This window comes from Cupriavidus sp. GW823-FHT07A04 (genome assembly GCF_058794615.1).
The window spans coordinates 64,955-85,090 of the sequence record NZ_JBXAHA010000024.1 but is presented as its reverse complement, the minus strand read 5'-3'; the positions used below and the strand labels follow the sequence as shown (position 1 = coordinate 85,090).

General features: G+C 62.1%; 20 protein-coding genes. 11 read left to right on the top strand and 9 right to left on the bottom strand.

Annotation, left to right across the window (positions count from 1 at the left end; all coding sequences use genetic code 11):
- Positions 1 to 213 precede the first annotated feature (213 nt).
- Both AC1Q7Q_RS33650 and AC1Q7Q_RS33645 read right to left on the bottom strand, forming a co-directional pair.
- Positions 214 to 1,458, bottom strand: a complete 1,245-nt coding sequence (locus tag AC1Q7Q_RS33650) for an alpha/beta hydrolase family protein (protein WP_492372351.1) — start codon at positions 1,456 to 1,458, stop codon at positions 214 to 216.
- A gap of 395 nt (positions 1,459 to 1,853) precedes the next feature.
- Positions 1,854 to 2,471 (bottom strand): TetR/AcrR family transcriptional regulator, encoded by a 618-nt coding sequence (locus AC1Q7Q_RS33645; RefSeq protein ID WP_492372350.1) that lies wholly within the window; start codon positions 2,469 to 2,471, stop codon positions 1,854 to 1,856.
- Positions 2,472 to 2,518: 47 nt separating this feature from the next.
- On the opposite strand from AC1Q7Q_RS33645, the gene AC1Q7Q_RS33640 reads away from it, so the two are divergent.
- Together AC1Q7Q_RS33640 and AC1Q7Q_RS33635 are read left to right on the top strand one after the other, a co-directional pair.
- A complete protein-coding gene (locus AC1Q7Q_RS33640) occupies positions 2,519 to 2,845 on the top strand; it encodes a hypothetical protein (protein ID WP_492372349.1) in 327 nt (108 codons plus the stop codon).
- 617 nt (positions 2,846 to 3,462) lie between these two features.
- Positions 3,463 to 3,930: a cupin domain-containing protein gene (locus tag AC1Q7Q_RS33635; RefSeq protein WP_492372348.1), complete on the top strand. Its 468-nt coding sequence runs from the start codon at positions 3,463 to 3,465 to the stop codon at positions 3,928 to 3,930.
- Between the two features lie 169 nt (positions 3,931 to 4,099).
- Here AC1Q7Q_RS33635 and AC1Q7Q_RS33630 read toward each other — a convergent pair whose 3' ends face one another.
- From AC1Q7Q_RS33630 to AC1Q7Q_RS33620, 3 genes are read right to left on the bottom strand one after another with little or no spacing between them, the layout of a single operon-like run.
- The gene (locus AC1Q7Q_RS33630) at positions 4,100 to 4,324 is read right to left on the bottom strand and encodes a hypothetical protein (protein WP_492372347.1); all 225 of its coding nucleotides are present in this window, start codon (positions 4,322 to 4,324) and stop codon (positions 4,100 to 4,102) included.
- Positions 4,318 to 6,072: a conjugative transfer system coupling protein TraD gene (gene traD, locus AC1Q7Q_RS33625; protein WP_492372346.1), complete on the bottom strand. Its 1,755-nt coding sequence runs from the start codon at positions 6,070 to 6,072 to the stop codon at positions 4,318 to 4,320. Before traD ends, AC1Q7Q_RS33630 begins: the two co-directional genes overlap by 7 nt.
- A gap of 30 nt (positions 6,073 to 6,102) precedes the next feature.
- On the bottom strand, positions 6,103 to 6,531 hold the full coding sequence (locus AC1Q7Q_RS33620; protein WP_492372345.1) for a conjugal transfer nickase/helicase domain-containing protein: 429 nt from the start codon (positions 6,529 to 6,531) through the stop codon (positions 6,103 to 6,105).
- Positions 6,532 to 7,211: 680 nt separating this feature from the next.
- On the opposite strand from AC1Q7Q_RS33620, the gene AC1Q7Q_RS33615 reads away from it, so the two are divergent.
- The 4 genes from AC1Q7Q_RS33615 to AC1Q7Q_RS33600 all read left to right on the top strand — a co-directional run bounded on the left by AC1Q7Q_RS33615 (position 7,212) and on the right by AC1Q7Q_RS33600 (position 10,827).
- On the top strand, positions 7,212 to 8,384 hold the full coding sequence (locus AC1Q7Q_RS33615) for an MFS transporter (protein WP_492372344.1): 1,173 nt from the start codon (positions 7,212 to 7,214) through the stop codon (positions 8,382 to 8,384).
- Positions 8,385 to 8,483: 99 nt separating this feature from the next.
- Complete coding sequence (locus AC1Q7Q_RS33610) at positions 8,484 to 9,275, top strand: AraC family transcriptional regulator (protein WP_492372343.1); 792 nt, start codon at positions 8,484 to 8,486, stop codon at positions 9,273 to 9,275.
- A 238-nt stretch (positions 9,276 to 9,513) separates the two neighbouring features.
- Positions 9,514 to 9,825 carry an H-NS family nucleoid-associated regulatory protein gene (locus AC1Q7Q_RS33605; protein WP_492372342.1) on the top strand — a complete coding sequence of 104 codons (312 nt, stop codon included), beginning with the start codon at positions 9,514 to 9,516 and terminating at the stop codon, positions 9,823 to 9,825.
- A 465-nt stretch (positions 9,826 to 10,290) separates the two neighbouring features.
- Positions 10,291 to 10,827 carry a dihydrofolate reductase family protein gene (locus tag AC1Q7Q_RS33600; protein ID WP_492372341.1) on the top strand — a complete coding sequence of 179 codons (537 nt, stop codon included), beginning with the start codon at positions 10,291 to 10,293 and terminating at the stop codon, positions 10,825 to 10,827.
- Positions 10,828 to 11,017: 190 nt separating this feature from the next.
- On the opposite strand, the gene AC1Q7Q_RS33595 is transcribed toward AC1Q7Q_RS33600, so the two are convergent.
- The 3 genes from AC1Q7Q_RS33595 to AC1Q7Q_RS33585 are packed head-to-tail and all read right to left on the bottom strand — an operon-like array spanning position 11,018 to position 14,076.
- Positions 11,018 to 11,263, bottom strand: a complete 246-nt coding sequence (locus AC1Q7Q_RS33595) for a hypothetical protein (protein WP_492372340.1) — start codon at positions 11,261 to 11,263, stop codon at positions 11,018 to 11,020.
- A gap of 18 nt (positions 11,264 to 11,281) precedes the next feature.
- Entirely contained in the window at positions 11,282 to 13,819 is a 2,538-nt protein-coding gene (gene ligD / locus AC1Q7Q_RS33590) for a DNA ligase D (protein WP_492372339.1), read from the bottom strand.
- Positions 13,820 to 13,851: 32 nt separating this feature from the next.
- Positions 13,852 to 14,076: a DUF2188 domain-containing protein gene (locus AC1Q7Q_RS33585; RefSeq protein WP_492372338.1), complete on the bottom strand. Its 225-nt coding sequence runs from the start codon at positions 14,074 to 14,076 to the stop codon at positions 13,852 to 13,854.
- A 240-nt stretch (positions 14,077 to 14,316) separates the two neighbouring features.
- Here AC1Q7Q_RS33585 and ku point away from each other — a divergent pair, with 240 nt between their 5' ends.
- From ku to AC1Q7Q_RS33570, 3 genes are all read left to right on the top strand, one after another.
- Positions 14,317 to 15,225 carry a non-homologous end joining protein Ku gene (gene ku / locus AC1Q7Q_RS33580; protein WP_492372337.1) on the top strand — a complete coding sequence of 303 codons (909 nt, stop codon included), beginning with the start codon at positions 14,317 to 14,319 and terminating at the stop codon, positions 15,223 to 15,225.
- Positions 15,226 to 15,232: 7 nt separating this feature from the next.
- Positions 15,233 to 16,045, top strand: coding sequence for a tetratricopeptide repeat protein (locus AC1Q7Q_RS33575; protein WP_492372336.1), 813 nt, complete (start codon positions 15,233 to 15,235; stop codon positions 16,043 to 16,045).
- Positions 16,046 to 16,510: 465 nt separating this feature from the next.
- Positions 16,511 to 16,714 carry a hypothetical protein gene (locus tag AC1Q7Q_RS33570; RefSeq protein ID WP_492372335.1) on the top strand — a complete coding sequence of 68 codons (204 nt, stop codon included), beginning with the start codon at positions 16,511 to 16,513 and terminating at the stop codon, positions 16,712 to 16,714.
- A gap of 32 nt (positions 16,715 to 16,746) precedes the next feature.
- Here the strand turns inward: AC1Q7Q_RS33570 and AC1Q7Q_RS33565 are convergent, their stop codons facing one another.
- Positions 16,747 to 17,631 carry a MipA/OmpV family protein gene (locus tag AC1Q7Q_RS33565; RefSeq protein WP_492372334.1) on the bottom strand — a complete coding sequence of 295 codons (885 nt, stop codon included), beginning with the start codon at positions 17,629 to 17,631 and terminating at the stop codon, positions 16,747 to 16,749.
- Positions 17,632 to 18,321: 690 nt separating this feature from the next.
- Between AC1Q7Q_RS33565 and AC1Q7Q_RS33560 the strand changes: the two genes are divergently transcribed.
- Positions 18,322 to 19,101: a DUF4397 domain-containing protein gene (locus tag AC1Q7Q_RS33560; RefSeq protein WP_492372333.1), complete on the top strand. Its 780-nt coding sequence runs from the start codon at positions 18,322 to 18,324 to the stop codon at positions 19,099 to 19,101.
- A 617-nt stretch (positions 19,102 to 19,718) separates the two neighbouring features.
- Positions 19,719 to 20,042, top strand: coding sequence for a hypothetical protein (locus tag AC1Q7Q_RS33555; protein WP_492372332.1), 324 nt, complete (start codon positions 19,719 to 19,721; stop codon positions 20,040 to 20,042).
- The last annotated feature ends 94 nt before the right edge of the window (positions 20,043 to 20,136 follow it).

The following is a 20,136-nucleotide window of genomic DNA, read 5'->3' as shown; positions in this document are numbered from 1 at the left end:
CTGCGCCATACGATTGAATCTCATGATTTTCGGCGAAAATCAGCCCACCATGTTCACCTGGATTGTCAAAAGGCTCTTGGCGAACCGATCGTATCCCTGCAGTGGGATCATTCGCCTGGAGATGCCGTAAAATTTGGTCAAATGTACTGCAATGGTGCCGAACCTCCCTTACGCAGGCACGGCGCAAGGGAGGCTCGGCTTTCTTGCGCCGAATCACGCCTGGAGGATTGCTGCAACCCGATCCGTCATATGGCCTAGCGGCGTATTCAGGTCGTCCAGATGGCAATGTTGCTCACCACCGTCCGCGGCCGTGTAGATGTGAAGTTCCCTGGACGTTGCATTCACCGCATCGCCGACTACGCGATGAGCTTGCGAGACCGGCACCTGCATGTCAGCCTTTCCGTGGAAGACAACCAAATCGCATCGAAGCTCGCCAATGACGTCCCGAAGCGTAAATTTCGGACGCTTGGCCTCCCATTCCTCCGCACTTGAGACCCCCATGAACCATAGAATGGTGCGAGGATCCAGGCCGTTCATTCCAGAAGGCGCATCCCCTTCAGCATCCGCAGGCTTTTGAGGTTCAGGGATTCCGTAAAGCGCGCCCCATGCAAGACACATGCGGAAGCGAGAGTCGGTGGACGCAGCGCGAACTGTACGATAACCCCCGAAGCTGCAGCCCACTGCGGCGACGCGATGCGGGTCAACATCGTCTCGCGACAAGACGTAGTCGAGTGCGGGCTTTGCATAACGTTCAGTTTCGGGCTCGATGTGAAGGCCTTTGTGAAAACGCGCCGTACCCGAGCCTGGACAGTCAAAGACAAGAACGGAGATGCCTCGGCGATTCAGTTCGCGAATGAGCCCGATCTGCCAGAACCACTCCATGGAAGAGTGCAACCCATTAAAGCAGACTGCAGTTGGCCGCCGGCCCTCTCCGGCGGCCGGCCAGAACATCCCGTCGAGTTCTGTATCTGCGTAGGGAATTTTGACCTCTTCATATTTCTCCCCCAGCAGATCGATGGCTGTCATGCACAGGTTTCGACCGCGATCAAACGCCTCCCGCTTGCCGGGCCCAAGAAGCATCGACCATTCGGCGTACCCAACAAGAATCGATGCACGTTTGAATATCTCACCCGCAGTTAGCGTCTGCCCCGCCGCACGAAACGATTCGGCGACCGCTGCCAGACGTTCACCTTCATCAATCCAGCCTTCGCACCAGATCGGCGTCGCAGCAAACATGGCTTCTGCAAGTTTCAAGGGGACCGTCGCCGGATTGCCATCGAACTTAAGGGGTGCCAAGGCCTTCGCTCGCTCAAAGGTTTCCCGATTCTCCTCGACATATGTGAGGTAGGGCCTCATTGCACGCTCAATGTCGCCCATGGTAGCGCCTGCGCTGGCTGCCATATGAGCAGCAAAGTTCATCCAATAGGTTGCAGTGGAAAAGGGGATCAGCTCCAGCAAGTTTTGTCTCCGTTGGGGTTTATGAAGGCGCCAAGCGCCTGCCGCTGCCGCCGGACCCGTGAGGCCCTTGCTGCAAGGCAAGCGCCTCACGAAGGTTTTCAAGGGGAAATGTCACTGGCTGCGACAGTGTTCGTGCGCCCGCAACACCCTCTATAGCAACTATAGTTGCTATAGAGGGTGTTATCAACAGGGAAAACCCATGTAAGGGCAGGGAACGTGCGAGCGCCACCAAGTCAAGGGGCGGCCATGCGTACACTTCTGGCGCAGCCGGAGAGACCGAAGTTACGGAGAGTGTGCAGAATGGCGCGACGAGGCCGCCTGAGCTTGCGGCTTTAGCTACGCGAACCGGTGCTGAGAAAACGCATCAAAAGCCGGCTTCAAATAGGCTCAAAGTTCTAACGGAGCGAACGAGAGGCACCTACGGCAAGCTCTACAAGCGTGTCGATGTAACCATCATTGATTGCCTCATGAGCAACAAGGCTACGAAAAAAAAGTGGAGAGCAAGCCAACTCAAGAAACACTCGAGGATTCGTTTCGGGTCTCAGCTCCCCGCGGGCCACCGCGCGCTCAACCAGCTTGCCGCTTACCTGGAACCGCTCGGCCCAGAATCGGCTACGCGTTGACTGGATCGTGAGGTCATCATCGCCTGATCCGATAAAGGCCAGAAGCAGACCACGGGCAAAAGGAGTGGCGAGTTGGGTGGCAATGCCATGCAGCAGAAACTGGAGATCCCCCCTGACACTGCCTGTATCAGGCAATGGAACGTTTACCTTCGTCTGCTCAAGCAAAACGTCCAAAACCAGCTCAGCCTTGTTCGGCCATCGTCGGTAGATTGAGGTCTTGTTAACTTGCGCTCTGTCGGCGATGCTGGGAATCTCCATCCTGTCGTAGCCCATTTCATCCAGCAGTTCCAACGTTGCTTGATGGATCGCCGCCACGACCAGTGCTGCGCGACCACCTGGCCGGCTACCCTTCTTTAGCTCCGTGCCTGCTTCGTCGTTGTTTCGAGGCATCTACCTGTCCCTTCTCAGTCGCGAGTGAAGATTATATGAGCCGAACGATGATCAACGGTCGCGAAATTCCACGACAAGCGGTCCTTGAGTGGGAGCAGCGCCGTGCACAGACCGTTCTGAGAAAGCCGGGCGTCAAACCTGCCAACCAGGATTTGGCGACCCTTCGTCGCCAATTGATAGATCACAAGCTGGAACTCGGCGCGCAGGGCCCGCTGAAGGCGCTACGTCTTGAGCGAGCGATCTCCTCGTCGCCCGCCGATCTGATGGCTGCCATGTCTCGCGGCGCCCGCCGCTTCTCCCTAACAGAGCTGATTGTATCCGGAGGTACAGCAGAACATTTCGTAGACTGGTTCGACGGAACAACGACGTACTGACAATGCTCTCAGCCGCGCCTGACCACTACATAATTCGCACGAACGCCGATGGCATTCAAGAAGTGGTCGAATCTACTGGAGGCGCGACATTTTCCACGTGCTTCTTTATCAACTACTCCGACCTATCGAGCCTGCCGTCTCCTCGAGATCGAGCGTACCTGCTCCAGGTTGCAGGAGTGGCCCGAAGCGCCAAAGGCATCGCGTTAGGAGGCGTACGCCACCGCAAGGCGTTTCGGGCCATCAATGGCACCTGGCAAGTGAATTTGGCAATTGGATCGATGCAGCCCTCATATAAGGCAAAGTATTGGCCCCCTGCTCCATAGCGGCGCTTAAGGTGCCGTGGGCACCATCACTTCGTCGAAATTTCGAACGGCTGAAATCGGTAAGAAAGCAGCCGCGCACTGACGGACCGGCAAACGACCGCGATGGGTCGGGAACCGCCAGCCAGAGCCGCTGAATTTCCTTCGGGTGGCCCCCTTTCGGCAAGAGATTGATTCAGTGCTTGCGGGTTTCCCCTTAATTCTGGGCGCGGATCGCGGTGAGACAATCCAGCCGTATCGCGCGAATTATGCATCGTAGCGATCCAATGCTCGCAGACCAACCGAAGGGAGATGAATATGCATCGCTTTGTCGCTCTTTCCGCTGTCCCAATCGCTTTTGCCTGTGGCTACCTTACAGCCCATACGGGACTGCCGCCGGCCCACGCGCAAATCCCGCCCCCCACATTGGCGCCGCAGATCATCAACTTGGTCGCCATGAGCAATGAAGACATCGGACCGCAGGTTCCCAATATGGGCACGCTACGTACGAAAGGGCTGGTGGCGACGCCACAAGGGACCGTTGCAGTGCAATCGGGCAACGTTCCGAAGCACTACCACACCAGCGCCGACGAGATCCAGTATGTCATTTCAGGAAAGGGCACATTCTGGCTGGGCAGTGAACAGCGCGAGGTCGGCCCGGGTGACCTGATTATCATTCCAAAGGGTGTCGCGCACGCGGGTTCGATCGCAACCAGCGGCGATTTCAAGGCGCTGGCAATCAAGTTGCCGCCGCAGGCTGCCGGGGATACCCATATGCTTCCCTGAAACATCAACGGACTGAAGGCAGAAACTCTGGCTCCCCCAAGAGGCCAGCCTGTTATCGCCCCCCCTGTTCCCTCCAACCGTGTCCTGGCGGCCAGTTGCTTTTCCAAAGCAGCTTGAGCGGCCAGACGAAGACGTGGATGACCTTGATCGTGGAATTCGTAGCGGGAGCTCATAGCCAGCCTCCTGGCACGGTGAGGGTCTCGGCCGCGGCCGCGCTGTCATAGCGGGCCTTCATGTCGGCGGCGATCACCTCGAGCGATGCTGGCAAGGCCAGATCGGTGGCGTCCGCCTTGGGGTCGAACAGCGGCAGGCGCAGCTTGTAGAGCCTGCCACCTTCGATCAGCGCAAAGGCCTGGCCCTTGGGGAGCTTGACCAGATCGGCCGGGGTCAGCATTGGCACGAGCTGGGTGGAAATGCGGTCTCGCTGCGGGAGCCGAATTCTTCAAAATCTCGGGGGTCGTTGGTGTCCGAGGCGGCGCTGGCCAGCATAGTCGAAGCGACGGACACTTCAGGCAGTTGGTTGGTCAGAATCTCGGCCGTTTCGTTGTTCTTGACCCGGAGCATGATGAGTGTGTTCAGGTTGCCGCCGATTTGCCCAGCCTTGGCGCGGTTGCCGATCTTGGCTTCGACGTCCGACCAGGTCTGGGTGTAGACCGTGACCTGGAAGCCGGCGCCGCCGGCCTTGTTGAGCAGCGGGATGAACTCGTCGCCGATCAGTTCGTTGAACTCGTCTGCGTGAACCACGATGCGGCGTTTGCCTTCTGCGGTACTTTGGCCAAAGCCGGCGCCACTCTTGTAGAGTTGGCCGGCGATGGAGGTGAGATCGGCAAACATGGCGTTGCCAATAGCCGAGCCGACTTCAAAGTCTGAGAGGGAGTCCAGGCCGACGTAGACGATGCCACCGCGGTTGATGACCGACATCCAGTCGAAAATCGGGCGCGCATCACCGGTTGCTTCGTAGTCGGGGGAGATGAGCTCGGCAATCTTTCCGGTAGTGAGCTTCTCCAGGAACGGATACAGGGAGGCCACCAGCTTTTCAAAGTAGCCGCGCTCTTTGGCCACCAGCCCGGCCAAGGCGTTGGCCACCGGGTCGAACCATGCCTGCGCATTGATGAAATCGATGAGCAGCAGCAGGTCCAGCGCATGCTGGGTCTTTTGCGCTTCCTTGGTCTTGGTCTTGCGGCGGTCCTCATCGCTCGCATACTCTTCGAATGCACTTCTCCAGTTGGGCTGTGTCGTGTCCAGCCAGTGATCGATATACGCCTGTGCCAGCGCATCGATATTGGTGGCGTGCTGATAGATCAGCGCATAGCTGGGCCTGTGGCCCAGGCCATTGAGTGCGCGTGCGATGACATTGACGAAGAGCCAGACAAATTGGCGAAAGGCGGCGGATTGTCCTTCGCTGGGCAGTGGCCCTGCTGTTCGGGTGGCCACCTCGGTGATGCGGCTGAAGCTGCCGACTGGGTTGTAGCGCGCCGAAATGTCAGGGTAGCCCAGGTGGAAGAAATGGAAATCTCTCTCTCGCCCGGCGCGGCGCGCTTCGGCGTACATGCGCCGTAACAGGTCGGCATCGCCCTTGGGGTCAAAGACGATGACGACGTCGCCGCGGCGGATATCCTGGCAGATCAGAACTTCGGCCAGCCGGGTCTTGCCGACGCGGGTGGTGCCGAGCACAAGCGTATGGCCATTGCGCTCGGCCAGATCCATCACGACGATGTCTTCGTCAGGTTCGACACCGTGGAGGGTGGGATCGCCTCCCACGCCGCCCCATTCGCCGCGTCCACGTGCCACGTATTTCTGGTTGGCGGGATCCCGGGCCTGCAGCAGGCGCTGCGAGTGGCGCTGGTCCCACGCAAAGCCCCGGCCGAGGAAGAGGAAGGTATCGGAGACCGGTACGTCCGCTGCGGCGATGACGTACTTCGGCAGCCGCTTCAAGTTGCGGTGAAAACGCACGATCCGGTAGCCCTGATGCAGGCGCCAGGCGGCAAGCGTGTAGAAGCCCAACATGCCTGTCCAGGCAACCGGAGGTGGCGTCATGAACCACTGCGGGGCGGTGAGTAGCGCCGTGCCAGCCATGGTGGCCGTGGCGGCCGAGAGTAGCTCAACAGGGGGTCGGAATAGATTCTCGATGGGATACGCCATATCCAGTCTCCAACGTCAGACAGGGGTAGCTCAGGAGGAGGGGCCCAGGTTGAGGGTGATGTCCTCGCGGTAAGTGAGGTGGCAGTTCACTGGTGGGACGGGATTAACGAAGCGCTCGGGCTGCAGGATGACGACGCCGGAGAGCGGCTTGGCGGTGGTAGCACCACCCGGGCCGCCACCGGACGTGGTGTAGCGCAGGATATTGATTCGGGTAGCCTTGCGGCCCTTCGGGGCCGGCTTGGTGGCGATGTAGTGCCAATGCGCCTTGAAGACCGCCTTCTGCACCGCCGTGTACTCCAGGGCTTCCCCGCTCTCGGCGCGTGGATCGGTGTCATGCGTGAACTGGCGGAAGATCCGGGGAGTCACCAGCAGTAGGCCCTCCTTGACCGAATGGACCTGTGCCTGGGAGGTATTGACCAGCAGGCTGCCTTGCGCAATGCCCTCCTGCAGCCACCGCATGAATTGCAGCGCCAATGGTGGCGGGAGCGCTTCGTCACGTGGCGTCAGGGGCGGTAGCGCGGGAGTGGCGGGAACCACGGGTGGCAGAATCTCCGCTGGAGGCATTCTTGGCGTGGGGGCGGCACGGCTTCCGCCGGTGTCTGCCGCTCTCTGTTGCCGGACCTCGGCCTGCAGGGCGGAAGCCGATTCGATCTCATCGAGGAAGTCCTCTGCGCTACTGCCGCATCAAGCAGGGTTACCGGCCATATCCGATCGATCCCCTCGACGCCGAGGTGCTCAAGGCGCTGTCGCCTTACCGGCGCGAACACATCAACCGGCTCCCGCACCGGCATTCCGAGTTGGCCTGTGCTCCTGGGCGCGGCTGTCGAGAATCGCAAAACTCTGAACTTTGGTCATTCCACTCTGAACCGCCGGCCAGAAGGGCTCGGCGAGCGAGGGTACACTCGCCAATGGCGCATTCTGACCTGGCTCGCGGCCGAGTCGGGTGACGACGGAACGAAGCCCATCCGTTAGCGCATCTACAAAGCCATTTTGTCTATTTCGCGACGAATCTTGTGGTTTCCGCGCGAGATCAATTTCCGGCTGCTGTCTACGATCTTCCATTCAAACGTCAAGGAGGATCCAGACATGCCATTATTCGCCCCCTCGCCACGCCCCGCCTGTCGCACGGGAGACGCCGCATGAACAAGAAGCGGCTCGGACTGCTCACCGGCACGCACGCAGTTAACGATCTCTATCAGGGGCTGGTGCCGGCCCTGCTGCCCTTCATGGTGCTGGAGCGCGGCTACAGCTACGCGGCCGTGAGCGGCCTGATGCTGGCAGCCACCGGCCTTTCCAGCGTGGTGCAGCCCCTGTTCGGCGCCTATGCCGACCGCGCGCACCGCGGCTGGCTGGTGCCCACCGGCTTCCTGGTGGCCGCGCTCGGCGTAGTGCTGGCAGGCATGGCGTCCACCTATCTCGCCACCTGGGTGGCCATCGCGCTGAGCGGCCTCGGCATCGCCGCCTACCATCCGCCGGCCACGGTGGCCGCCCGCGCTGCCGGCGGCACCTCGCAAAAGGCAATGAGCGTGTTCTCCGTGGGAGGCACCGTCGGTGCGTCGTTCGCGCCTTTGCTGGCCGCGCTCGCGGTTGGGGGTGGCGCGCTGGCGCGCAGCTACCTGCTGGGCATCCCGGCCGTGCTGATGGCCGTGCTGTGGTTGGTCGCGTCGGCGCGTCCGGCGGCCGTGCCCGGCGCAGCCGCGGCCAGACGTTCACAGGCGGCGCCGGTGCCCAATCAATGGCGCGCCTTCGGCCTGCTGGTAGCCACCATCATCTGCTGGTCGATTCCCTATGTCACGGTGCTGTCGATGCTATCGCTCCATATGACACGCGATCTCGGCGGCAGCGCCTTTCTCGGCGGCGCGGTGCTGACCGCGTTCACGGCGTCCGGCGCGGTGGGCACGCTGCTGGGCGGCTGGCTTGGCGACCGCCGCGGCCGCATGACCGCGATCCGTGCCGGCTATGTACTGATGCTGCCCATGCTGGCCGGGCTGGTGCTCGTGCACAGCGCGCCCCTGGCGCTGGTGTTCACGGTATTGCTGGGCGTTGCCATGTTCCTGCCGTTCACGGCACAGGTCACGCTGGCACAGGACTACCTGCCGCGCAACCCTGCCATGGCCAGCGGCATCACGCTGGGCCTGGCGCTGTCTGTGGGCGGCATGGCATCGCCGCTGTTCGGCCTGCTGTCCGACGCGCGCGGCCTTGCCTTCACGCTGGCCACCGTGCTCGGCGTGCTGTGCGTGGCCAGCGCGCTTGCCCTGCGCCTGCGCGACCGCGCCCCGCGCATCGACGAGCAGGGCCTTGCCGTCGCCTAGCCTGCGGTAGGGTGGCGTCCCCTGCTGCCAGCCAATGGGCGGCGGGCGGGCTACACTGGCGCGCACGATGACGCTTTCACCGAACCACAGATCCGCCTCATGAAGACCCTGTCCGACGCCGCCCTCCAGCAATCGCTGCAGACGCCCCGGCCGATCGTGGTGGTGGCCAACGACCAACCGGACGGCTCCGAGCTGGCCGAGCACTGGCACCAGCACGGACAATTGATCCATGCCATCTCCGGTGTGATGATTGTGCGCACCGCGCGCGGCGAATGGGTGGTCCCGATCGGGCGCGCGGTGTGGGTGCCGCCGCAGCTCAGGCACCGCATCGGCGCCGTCGGCGATGTGCGCATGCGCACGGTCTTCGTGGCCGGCGGCGCCTGCGCGGCCATGCCGCAGGACTGCCGCGCCATCGAAGTCAGCCTGCTGCTGCGCGAGCTCATCCTGCATGCGGTACGAATCCCGGCCAGCTATGCGCCGGAAGGGCGCGACCAGCGAATCATGGCATTGATCCTGGACGAAATCCGGGCGGCACCCGTGCTCTCCCTGCACCTGCCGATGCCGCAGCATGCCCGCGCCGCGCAGCTGTGCGCACGCCTGATCCAGAGCCCCGCCCAGGCGGCCACCCTGACTGGCTGGGCGGCGGAGCTGCATATGAACGAGCGCACCTTCGCGCGCTTGTTCAAGCGCGAGACCGGATTGACCTTCGGCGCTTGGTGCCGCCACACGCGACTGCTGCTCAGCCTGCCCAGGCTGGCGCAGGGCGACGCCATCCTGGAGGTGGCGCTGGATCACGGCTACGACAGCCCCAGCGCGTTCGCGGCGGTTTTTCGCAAGACCTTCGGCGTCAGCCCGAGCGCGTACTTCCGCAAGGCCGAAGCACCGGACTGACATGGCGCCCTGGTGTGCCGGGCGGAAGTGACGACCCGGGGCGGCGGCCCTTCGCTGTGCCACAATCCGGCAGCCAGCGGCACACATGACAGTGGCCCTCCCCACAAGGGCATTGCTTTGTTCTAGTGAGGTGGCGAATCACCGGCTGGCGCTGTGCCACCCTCGATATAGAAGGTGCCCCGGACAGGCAGGAGGATCGCGCGGCCGCTGGCGCAGGTCGCAGGTATCATCTGCGTCCATGCCCACTGCCATTCCTTCCCGCCAGTCCGCCGCCTCCCGTCTGCTTTCGGGCGCCAGCCCTGCCGCGGCGCTGCGCGAACGGGCCGAGGCAATCCTCTGGATCCGCACCCAAATGGCAAGGCACGGGGTGACCCCCGAGCAGCTGCTGGCGGCCGGCTGTTTTGCCGCAACCGAACGATCGGCGCCAACGGTGGTGCGCTACCGTAGCGCCGATGGGCAGAGCTGGGACGGGGAGGGCGCCATGCCGGACTGGCTGCGGCGGGCGGTCAACGCCGGGCAGACGGTGGAGCATTTCCGGGTTGGTGTCTGACCTGCACTAGTGAGCGCCGGCGGGGCACACTTGTCGAACCGCTGCTCGCCCTTACCGCAAGTTGTATCGGTTGTGCTCACGCGCGACACTTGTATATCCATACAGGCATCATCATGACCGGAGCGGAACGCCACGTTCACAACTGGGTCACTGTAGGGAATCGGAATTAGCTTGATTGCCGTGCGGCCCGATGGGGGTACGGCTGCTCCAGGGTTCGGGTTCAGCGCCGGGACAAGGCACGACCGCTGTCGGCCGGCCTGAGACGGTCGCAGTTTCACTCAGACGCCCTTCGGCGCCCAATAGGTGCCATCTGGCAATGCACTGCGAACGCCTGCCTTCAACGATAATGGCCATTCGAGCGTCGCAAACCTCATGGATTGTGTCTGGCGGGACCGAAGAGTCTGCGCCACGGGCCGAGGCGCCGGCTAAAGCTTGAGCGCGATCCGACAGAACAATAGATTGACAATGATCACAGGACACGTCTTTATTGCTACCAGCCTTGATGGCTTTATCGCCCGACCCGATGGGGACATCGACTGGCTTCTGAACCGGGATGAGCCGACAGAAGACCATGGCTATCCGACCTTCATCGCCGACAAGGACGCGATCATTATGGGCCGAGGCTGCTACGAAAAAGTCCTCACGCTGGGAGAATGGGCTTACGACAAGCCCGTTCTGGTGCTGTCCCGGCAATTGGCTGGCAAGCCCGTGCCGGAGAGGCTGCAGGGAAAGGTGCGGTTCTCGGATAGCACGCCCACGGATGCGATGAAGCAACTGGAAGCTGCAGGCGCGCGTCGCGTGTACGTCGATGGCGGTCAGTTGGTTCAGTCGTTTCTGCGCGACGGATTGATCGCTGATTTGGTGGTCACCACCGTGCCAGTGTTGATCGGGGCAGGCAGACCATTGTTCGGCGCCCTGCCGCGCGACGTCAGTCTGGCGCTCGAATCAAGCCGGCACTTTCCGTCCGGCCTAGTGCAGTCGACCTATCGCGTGCTGTACTAATTTGTGAAGATGCGATGATGAGGCTTGTACATCTGGCGCCGCAATCGGCACTATCTCAGTAGACGAGGCCTTGTGCGTGGCTTCAACCCATTCTAAAGCAGGTCTCTGTTAAGTCATCGATTTTTCGGAAAACGCAGTCTGACGTTTTCCAGTTCCTCACACCTCTTATAGAGCGGGCACCGTCAAGGTTTTACTCGGGGGCGTCTCCGAAGACCCGGATGGCCAGGTCGTGCTCGAATTTGGTTGGCCAAGAATCACGAGACTCTGCCGCATAATGCATCAATACGCCTGTCTCAGGCCTCAGCACGCTGACCAGGCGATCCTGTTCCCCGGTCATGTCGCAGACGCTAAAGTCGGCGGCGATGAACCCGTGTCGACGACAGGCATTGGTAAAAGCTTCGCGCTCCGCGGTAGGAAACGTCTCAAGGGTTGCCATGACAAATCCTCCAATCGACTAGCCAGCCAGCGTGCGGATGGCCGCACCAATTTGTTGCACCTTTCTAGTATCGGCGTACTCCGCCCACGGATCGACGTAGCCGGCAGTTTCCACGCGCTGCAGGGCGGTCTGGACCGTCCAATGGTCGCCCGCTGTCAGTTCTTCCAGTTCCTGCCAGGATACCGGCATCGAAACCCCGAGACCTGGCCGTGCGCGCGCAGAGAATGCGGATACCGTCGTCGCACCTTGGCCGTTGCGCAGGTAGTCGATGTAGATCTTACCCACGCGATTGCGCGACCCGCTCTTAGAAACGAAGCGCTGCGGAATGGTCTGGGCGATATGACGAACGACATCTTGTGCGAACTTCTTCACCGTGGTCCACGGCAGTTTGGGCGCAATGGGCACCACGACATGCAGGCCTTTGCCGCCACTGGTCTTGAGAAAGCTCACCAGGCCAAGCTCATCCAGCAACGTCTTCGTCAGCATGGCGGCGTCACGCATGTGCCGCCACGGCACGCCATCACCGGGGTCCAGATCGAAAATGACGCGATCCGGCTTGTCGATGGCACGCTTGGTCGCATTCCAGGTGTGGAACTCGATCACGTTCAGTTGCGCTGCGGCGACAATGGCAGTCTGGCTGGCGATCTCCAGGAGTGACGGGTGCCCGGCCCATAGGCTGGCATCGAGGACGTTGATCCCCGGAATCTTGATAGTCTCGGCGTGCTTCTGAAAGAATAGCTCGCCGTCGATGCCCGTTGGCCCGCGCACCAAGGACACAGGGCGCCCGCGGAGATGAGGCAGCAGGTGCGGCGCGATGGCTTCGTAGAATCCGACCAGGTCGCCTTTCGTCAGCCCGGTCGCTGGATCAATCACGCGCTCCGCGTTGGATACCTTGACCGAGCGCGCTGGCCGAGGCCGGGGCTGTTCCACATCGACCGGCCGCTCCCTTGTCACGTTGGCCGCGGCCTTGTCAGCACGCAAGGCATGGAAGACGGGATGCCGGATTCGGCCTTCTTTGGTCCACTCGGTGAACGAGATCTCGGCCACCAGCTTCGGCTTGACCCATCGGGCGACTACGCGCGGTGGTCGCTTTCCAAACGGGCAGACTGGCACTTCCAGTCCGGTCAACATCGCGAGCAACTTGGTCAGCATGCGCGAATCCAGACCGCTGCCAACGCTGCCGGCGTAGTGCAGTTTCCCGGTTTCATCGTGTAGGCCAAGCAGGAGCGCGCCGAGGCCTTGTCGGCTACCCTTCGGGGCCGTGAATCCGCAGATAACGAATTCTTGCCGCTGTTTGCATCTGAGCTTGATCCAGCTGGGCGCTCGGGTGGAGACATAGGGCGCGTCGACACGCTTGCCAATCAGACCTTCCAAGCCCATCTGGCACGCTGCGGCAAGAAGGTCGTCAGGCGTGCCCTCAAAGGCCTCGCTGTACCTGACTCGTGTCGCAGCTGGCACGGCTATCACCTCCTTGAGCAGCGCCCTGCGCTCGGTCAACGGAACCAGTCGTAGGTCGTGGCCTTGGAAGAAGGGGAGGTCAAAGACGAAGTACTGGATGTCCTCCACCTTCGATCTATCAACGGCATTCTGCAGCGCTTGGACGTCCATGGTGCCCTTGTCGCTGAGTATCGCGATCTCCCCATCCAGCCAGGCGGAGCCAAGGCCAAGAGCGCGAATCTCCACCGCAAGCGATTTGAGGCGCGATGTCCAGTCATGGCCATTTCTTGTGAAGAGACGGACGTCATCGGCGTCGACCCTTGCCAACAACCGATAGCCGTCGAACTTGATCTCATAGGCCCATTGTTTGGCGTTGCGCGGCACCGTTGAAGCGAGCGTTGCCAGTTGCGGGGCTAACGCAAGCGGAAGGGGGGCCGGGCGTGCTGCAGCGGGCAGTACCTGTCGGCCCTGGCCCGGGCGCGAGCGACGCTGCTTTGGCACGGCAGTCTTTGCGTTACCGCCGGCAGCCGATTTGCTATTGCCCTGGGCCAGTACGCTGTCCGGCAGGGCTTCGGTGACGTCGTACTCTGCGGCAGAGCGCGCGAACGCGTCCCGCTCCTTGATCAAGAGCCACGGATCCTGACGCTCGTCGCCGCGGCCGCGCATCCTGACCAAGGTCCAATGGCCATGTAGCTTCTCACCTTGCAACTCGAACTTCAGCTTGCCGCTCTGGTAGCCAGCCACCGGATCACCGACCGGCATCCACGTCCCTCGATCCCAAACGATGACCGTGCCGGCCCCGTATTCCTTGGGCGGGATCACGCCTTCGAAGCTCGCATAATCCAGCGGGTGATCCTCGACGTGCACGGCCATTCGCTTCTCTGCGGGATCCAGGCTGGGTCCCTTGGGGACCGCCCAACTCTTGAGGGTACCCTCCAGCTCGAGACGAAAGTCGTAGTGGAGCCGGCGAGCCGCATGCTTCTGCACGACAAAGCTCAGTGCGCCGCTGGCGGCGCCCGCGGCGGACACCTGGCCGCTCGGCTCCGTCGTCGCTACGAAGTCACGCTTTTGGCGGTACCGCTCCAGGCTGCGCGCGTTGGTAGAGGCTGACTTAGCCATGGACTGAGTTCACAGACCGGGCGGCGCGGGCTTTACGCTTTCACGCCGCGGGGATCCTCCCCGTAGCTGTTGCGCATGCGGATCTGCCCATCTCGCCCATGGACCAGCAACTCCACCTTGTCCTGCTTTGGCTCCGCCGTGCCGGCCGCGATGGCGTCCTCTAGGTCGTCATGCGCAGAAGAGGGCTCGTGGGCGCCCCCGCGCAGGACATGCCATTGATCGCCGTGTGGAACGACGTGCACATTCTTGTTCGCCATGATCGTCTCCGTTTCCTCGTCTTCTGTAATCGCAGTATTTCCCCGTCCCATGGAAGCGGCAATAGGCCGCTGTCCGACACGTGGTATGGCACTGGTCGCCATGCAGGTCCGACAGAAATTACATGCACATGTTTTTCCAGGAAGTGCTCGCCTATCCGCAAAGTGACAGTGGAACACCGCCGATTCGGCGGGCACGATCTAAGCTAGATCGATGTACTCCCGACCTGCACGGAGATCGCCATGGCTGCCCGTTCCATTGCTTCCCTCTCTCTCAGCTTCGGCCTCGTGTCGATCCCCGTGAAGGTCTTCAGTGCCACGGAAAGCAACTCGGGGGTCGGCTTCAATCTGCTGCACAAGGGATGCGGTTCCAGGCTCAAGCAGCAGTATGTGTGCATCCGCGAAGATGTGGTGGTTGAGCGGTCCGAGATGGTCAAAGGCTATGAGTTCGAAGCTGACCACTACGCTGTGTTTGAGCCGGACGAACTGAAGGCGCTAGAAGACGAGGCGAAGCACACGATCGATATCGTGTCGTTCATGCCGGCCGGAGCCGTGGACCCCATCTATTTCGACAAAGCCTACTACCTGGGGCCGGACAAGCGCGGTGGTAAGCCATACAACTTGCTGGCCGAAGCCATGCGAAAGACGGGGACCTGCGCGCTCGCGCAGTGGGTCTGGAAAGGCAAGCAGTACATGGTGCAGGTGCGGGCGGTCGACGAGGGCTTGGTGCTCCAGCAACTGCTCTACGCTGACGAGGTCCGATCGATGCTGGATCTGCACGTGGAGAAAGCCGAGATTCAGCCAGCCGAGCTGGCTTTGGCTAAACAGCTGATCGAACAGAACTCGGTGGACGGGTACGACCCCACGGCCTACAAGGATGAGGAGAAAGACCGCATCTTGGCAGCGATCGACAAGAAGATCGCGGGCAAAAAGATCACCGTGAGCGAAGAGCGGCGGGAACCACGGGAGGGCGCCGAAGTGATCGACCTGATGGAGGCCCTGCGCGCAAGCATGGCCCGGGGGAAACAGGGCGGAACGAAGGCCGCGACCACAGCGGCTGCAGCGCAGGGCAAGAGCAAAAAGACTGGGAAGCGTGCCACTGCGGCACCGGCGCCAACTCCGGCCAAGCGAGCCTCATCGGCGAAAAAGTGACAGGCCGATGCCGACGTACACCCTGAAGGACGCCGAAACGATGCTGGGCATCCCGCGCTCGGTGGCCACTAGGTTGGTCTCCGAGGGAATCATCACGCCCACACGCGGGCCGCGCCGCCAATTTCTGTTCACGTTTCAGGACATGGTGCTTCTCCGGACAGCCAATTCACTGCATGGCGCCAAGATCCCAACGCGGCTGATTATCCGCGCGCTGGCGAGGGTGAAGGCCTCTCGTGGCACTGGCCAGCCGCTGACCGGTGTGCGGATTCGTGCGATGGGCAACGAGGTGGCGACAAGGGATGAGAGCAGAGAAGGATGGCAGGCCGTGTCTGGCCAGATGCTGATGGATTTTGAGCCCGGCGACCTGGGCGCCGCGATTGTGCAATCACTACACGACGCGCGGCCACCAGCTGCCGATGCGCAGGATTGGTTTCTCATCGGTTCCGAACTGGAAACGGAGAAGCCTATCGAAGCCGAGGCCGCATACCGGCGAGCCTTGGCGGCAGAACCAACGTTTCTGGATCCGTATCTCAACCTGGGCTGCATGATGTGCGACGCGCGCCGGTTTGGCGACGCGGCCGAACTGTACCGCTCTGGCATCTCACAGCTGCCGAGCGAGCCGTTGCTCCACTTCAACTTGGCCGTAGCGTTGGAGGATCAGGAACGCCCCCGGGAGGCACTCACCAGCTATGAGCGCTGCATACAGTTAGCGCCGGACTTTGCCGACGCGCACTTCAACGCGGCTCGTATCTACGAGACGCTCGGCAATGGGATGCGGGCGATCCGACATTTCAATGAGTATCGGAAGCTGCAGCGTTAGCGCGGCCTTCATGCCACAACCCCGCGCGCCTCAATAGAGGCAAAGACCTGCGTGGACGAGGAGTCGCTCACCTATACCGTTCAGCCCCTCAGTAGCGCGCGGGGGAACGGTGTGAGCAGGCCGCTAAGCGCTGCGGCCTGCCGTAGTACCGTCGGCAGACCGATTTTGGCCCGACAGATGCGCGAGACCATGGGATCGGGCCAATGCAAGATTGATTGCTGCTGGGCGCCCCACCCTCCAGGAGCAACGATCTCTCGGGCTACTCGCAAGCCAAGCTCAACGCCATAGCCAGAAGACTCAACGAACGCCCACGCAAAGCACTAAACTTCGTGAGGTACTCGGCATAAAGCCACTGTTATTGCGGAGAACTCTGCGAGCTACGTCGCGCTTGCAAGGGCCAGTCACAGGCCGGCGAGCCTGCCGGCGGGGCGCGGGGGCAGGCTTCGATGCGTCCTGCTCAAGCCGATGACGCTGGAGGAGCTGGTGGAAGATGTTCGGGCGCTGGCCAAGATCCGCAAGCCGTTGGCGCAGGTGCCTGACGAAGTGCGCGAATTTGTTGGCCAGCGGAACGCGCCGGCGGCCCCGGAAGTCGGGTTGATGGCCTGGGGACGCTCCCTCGCGTCGGTGCCGGCGTGGCTCACGATGCTGGCTGGCAGCTCGCCGCGGTAGTGTAGTGGTGCAGCGAGGGTGCCCATGGCACTTCAGTATTGGTAGTGCAGCGAAAGATCGACGACCGTATTGGTCGCCCTTTGCGTGATCGGACTGTGCGCCGCCGAGCCCACGAGTTGGCCAACCGCAACGTCGCCGGTGACAAACCAATGCTCGCGAAAGAGCCAGATCGCGGAGATGCCTGCGCCGTATGACTTGAGGCCCGCATCGGCCTTGTACTGCGGATAGCCCGAGCGCGCCGCTTGAGCCGAGGTGACGCCGAACCAACGGCTCATGTAGCGCGCATCACCGAAGGTGACGGTAGGGCCGGCAAACCAGAAGAAGCGCTCCGAGCTACCGGGCAGCGGCAGGTAGGCGCCGATATCGCCGATCCAGCCGTCGGTGCCGCCCAGGCTGCGCCGCACATCGATGCGCACCACCAAGGGGAGTGACGCCGACACCACGTACTCGCCAAAAAGCTTGGTTTCCACCGCGAAATTGATGTTGCCGAGTCCGTTGAGACGGCCAGGATCGTCAGCCATCCGCCGGCCCAGGTTGTAGCCTATCGCCACCCCCGCGCGCCAATGGTCCGCCCGCAGCAGGTTCACGCCGATGCCCTCACCGGTGGAAACAAAGAACAGGTCGCGGTAGCGGATATCGAAGCTGGGGCCCGCGAGCACGTGATAGCGCTGGGTACCTTCGTAATACGGTCGCAGGCTGGCAGCGGCCCCAACCTGGACCTGCCAGTCGGGCACCTTGGCCTCGTATAGTTTCATCAACGGGACTCCCGCCGAATATTGCCACTCGGCTAGCGGCGACGGTGTCTGCGCGCGAGCGCTCCAAGTGGCAGCCGCCAGGCCTACCAACAGGGCGGCCGGCCACCAAGCCGCAGTACCCGTCGGCTCTGCTGTTGGAGATGGATTGCTGTTATCCGCCATTCGTCACTAGCTCCATCGAGCCTCGGTGCCCGGAGAAAAGGGCATTCGGATAGTCTTCCTGCTTCAGGATGCCACGCTTACCTTGTGTTAAGACTACAAAATCCCTTCGGCTTTTTCAAAGCGCCGCTACGCTGCGGTGGTGCGCCCGGAACGACGGTAAATACACTGACTGGATTGCCGGAGCGAATGGACTGCCTCGTCTGCCCCACGGGCGTTTCGCGACGCGACCACCCCGAGGCGGCCGACCTAAAGGGCGCGCGATGAATACGAAGCTCAGCACGTGCGCCCACACCAACGCCATTGGGACTCGACTATGGCGTGTACTCAATAAGGAGACTGAGGTTTGACACGGATGGCGCTTTCGAGACTGCGCCCGAATGTGGATCCGGCAAGATCCGACCAATCTCTCTGAGCGGACTCTTACCGGCTCGCGCTCACGCCTCGCTCACCCACTCGGTGCTGGTGGCGGCGCGTAGACCTGCTTCCCACTCGTGCGTTCTGTCGGAATCGTCCGACATTGAATTCGGAGCCGGGGACCTGCTTGCGCCCGTGGTCACTATCTATCGTTGCTTCAGGGCGATACACATTTACCGCACTTGCAAGCATGCGCCGCCACATTTGCACTCTGACCTTTAGCATGCCGCACCGTGCGCGGCAGCGCGCCCAAGTTCCAACGAATGGAGGTGACACATGTTCAGATCCAAGACCCGTCTTATCCTTGGCCTAGCACTAGCCGCAACGGCAGTCCTCTCGGCGTGCGGCGGCGGGGATGACAGCATCGGCGCCCGCATCGGCGTCAGCGAGCCGACTGTCCGGGTGATCCATGCTCTTACCGGTGGCCCTAACCTGGATGTGCTGCAGAACGGCACCAAGACCAACCTGCTGAATGAGCCCTACAAGTTTGTTTCGAAGTACTTCAACGTGGACGAGGGCAACCAGACGTTCTCGTTCAATGTTGCCAACACGGCAACTGAACTCGGGCGGACCACAGTGAGCACGCACACTGGCCACAAATACACGGTGGTAGCCCTACCCGGCGCTACCGCGGCGGACGTGCTGCAGATCGACGACCCATTTGAGAAGGGCCTGTTCTCCGACAAGGCTCGCATCCGCAGCCTGAACGCATCGTTCAATGCACAGAATGTCGACATTTACCTGACCGTCCCGGCAGCTGACCTGGCAGCAGCAACGCCTACGTTTGCAGCAATCGCCTACAAGTCGGCGGTACCGGCATCGGGCAGCGATTCGATCGACGTGAATGGCGGCACCTATCGCCTGCGCATCACCACGGCCGGCACGAAGACAGTGATCTTCGACTCGGGCACGCTGACGCTGGCCAACAACGCAGACTGGCTGATCACCACAATCCCGGTCGACGGCATCGGTGCAACAATACCGAACAAGATCAAGGTGCTGGTCGCCCGCGGCGATGACGAGTCGCAAGCTGGGCTTGAGTTGGTGACTCAGTAAGAGGCTTCATTCTTGGCCTGATGCCCCTGCTGTGCCATCTCCTAATGCACTGCATCCGGTGTGCGCAGTCCGGCGGCTCGGTGGGGGTGCATCTGGGCAACGAGCCGGATTACGTCAAGCTGCGTATTATCGAGAGCCCGCCGCTCGATCGCGACCGCAGCGCCACGTGGCAGACCACCTTGTCCGATTTCTTCGGGCGCGTGTGCCGGGGCAGGGTTCGCAGACGTCACGGCAGAGTTCCGCGCTGTTGCTGACGCGCCGCATGTTGGAACTGCTTGGCGCGATCCCCAGCGCCGAAAGCCCTGCCGGCGAGAGCGACAAAGTCATCGTCTGCATCTCCGTGAGGTTTCCCCCGCCACGCCGTCCCGGCATAAGCGTGTCGCGGCCGGTTCGTGTCCGCCAGCAGCATTCCCCCGCATTTCCGTTACGCCGTCCTGTAGTTTTTACCGATTCGCGTACGAAGTGCGCGCCGCTCCCGGCGCAGCGGGCAAGCTTTGCGGACGTCGCGGCGCCCGCGCAGCCGTGATTGTGCGGTCCGCACCGCTGCACGGCTCACACATGCGGACTGGCCCGCCAATTGCACAGGTTGTGGCAAGCCCATCCGGGAGGACCCCGCCATGCAAGACGCCCGCAAATCATCCAAGGCCGCGCCGGCGGCTCACAAGCCGGCGCAGGCCGACAAGTCACACGCAACGCCCGCCACGCGCCCTGCCGCCGGCGAGGAGAATTGCGCGAAGACCTACCAGGCCGCCGTCGACGACGCGCTGGAAATGAGCTTCCCGGCCAGCGATCCGATCTCGCCTAGTGCAGCCATGCATGCTGAGAAGAGGACGCAGACCGCGCGCGACAATGTGGACTGGAAGCTCAAGCGCGGTAGCGAACACCAGCCTGTCGGCGCAAAGCCCGCCGGCCACTGTAAGGGCACCACCGATCGCAAGTGACCGCCACCGCTAACCTGAAAGGACGGAGGACGTGGAGCGGGCAGATCGCGATCGGAGTCGACGCACGTGAGCAGCATCGCTGCATATCAACCAT

Bases quoted from the DNA above. Each gene is read 5' to 3' on its own strand.
- AC1Q7Q_RS33595 (WP_492372340.1), bottom strand. From the start codon at position 11,263: ATGGCAACCCTTGAGACGTTTCCTACCGCGGAGCGCGAAGCTTTTACC.
- AC1Q7Q_RS33620 (WP_492372345.1), bottom strand. From the start codon at position 6,531: ATGCGGTGGCTGCAGGAGGGCATTGCGCAAGGCAGCCTGCTGGTCAAT.
- AC1Q7Q_RS33555 (WP_492372332.1), top strand. From the start codon at position 19,719: ATGCAAGACGCCCGCAAATCATCCAAGGCCGCGCCGGCGGCTCACAAG.
- AC1Q7Q_RS33610 (WP_492372343.1), top strand. From the start codon at position 8,484: ATGAAGACCCTGTCCGACGCCGCCCTCCAGCAATCGCTGCAGACGCCC.
- AC1Q7Q_RS33560 (WP_492372333.1), top strand. From the start codon at position 18,322: ATGTTCAGATCCAAGACCCGTCTTATCCTTGGCCTAGCACTAGCCGCA.
- AC1Q7Q_RS33640 (WP_492372349.1), top strand. From the start codon at position 2,519: ATGATCAACGGTCGCGAAATTCCACGACAAGCGGTCCTTGAGTGGGAG.
- ligD (WP_492372339.1), bottom strand. From the start codon at position 13,819: ATGGCTAAGTCAGCCTCTACCAACGCGCGCAGCCTGGAGCGGTACCGC.
- traD (WP_492372346.1), bottom strand. From the start codon at position 6,072: ATGGCGTATCCCATCGAGAATCTATTCCGACCCCCTGTTGAGCTACTC.
- AC1Q7Q_RS33575 (WP_492372336.1), top strand. From the start codon at position 15,233: ATGCCGACGTACACCCTGAAGGACGCCGAAACGATGCTGGGCATCCCG.
- AC1Q7Q_RS33605 (WP_492372342.1), top strand. From the start codon at position 9,514: ATGCCCACTGCCATTCCTTCCCGCCAGTCCGCCGCCTCCCGTCTGCTT.
- AC1Q7Q_RS33645 (WP_492372350.1), bottom strand. From the start codon at position 2,471: ATGCCTCGAAACAACGACGAAGCAGGCACGGAGCTAAAGAAGGGTAGC.
- AC1Q7Q_RS33570 (WP_492372335.1), top strand. From the start codon at position 16,511: ATGACGCTGGAGGAGCTGGTGGAAGATGTTCGGGCGCTGGCCAAGATC.
- AC1Q7Q_RS33600 (WP_492372341.1), top strand. From the start codon at position 10,291: ATGATCACAGGACACGTCTTTATTGCTACCAGCCTTGATGGCTTTATC.
- AC1Q7Q_RS33565 (WP_492372334.1), bottom strand. From the start codon at position 17,631: ATGGCGGATAACAGCAATCCATCTCCAACAGCAGAGCCGACGGGTACT.
- AC1Q7Q_RS33585 (WP_492372338.1), bottom strand. From the start codon at position 14,076: ATGGCGAACAAGAATGTGCACGTCGTTCCACACGGCGATCAATGGCAT.
- AC1Q7Q_RS33630 (WP_492372347.1), bottom strand. From the start codon at position 4,324: ATGCTGACCCCGGCCGATCTGGTCAAGCTCCCCAAGGGCCAGGCCTTT.
- ku (WP_492372337.1), top strand. From the start codon at position 14,317: ATGGCTGCCCGTTCCATTGCTTCCCTCTCTCTCAGCTTCGGCCTCGTG.
- AC1Q7Q_RS33635 (WP_492372348.1), top strand. From the start codon at position 3,463: ATGCATCGCTTTGTCGCTCTTTCCGCTGTCCCAATCGCTTTTGCCTGT.
- AC1Q7Q_RS33615 (WP_492372344.1), top strand. From the start codon at position 7,212: ATGAACAAGAAGCGGCTCGGACTGCTCACCGGCACGCACGCAGTTAAC.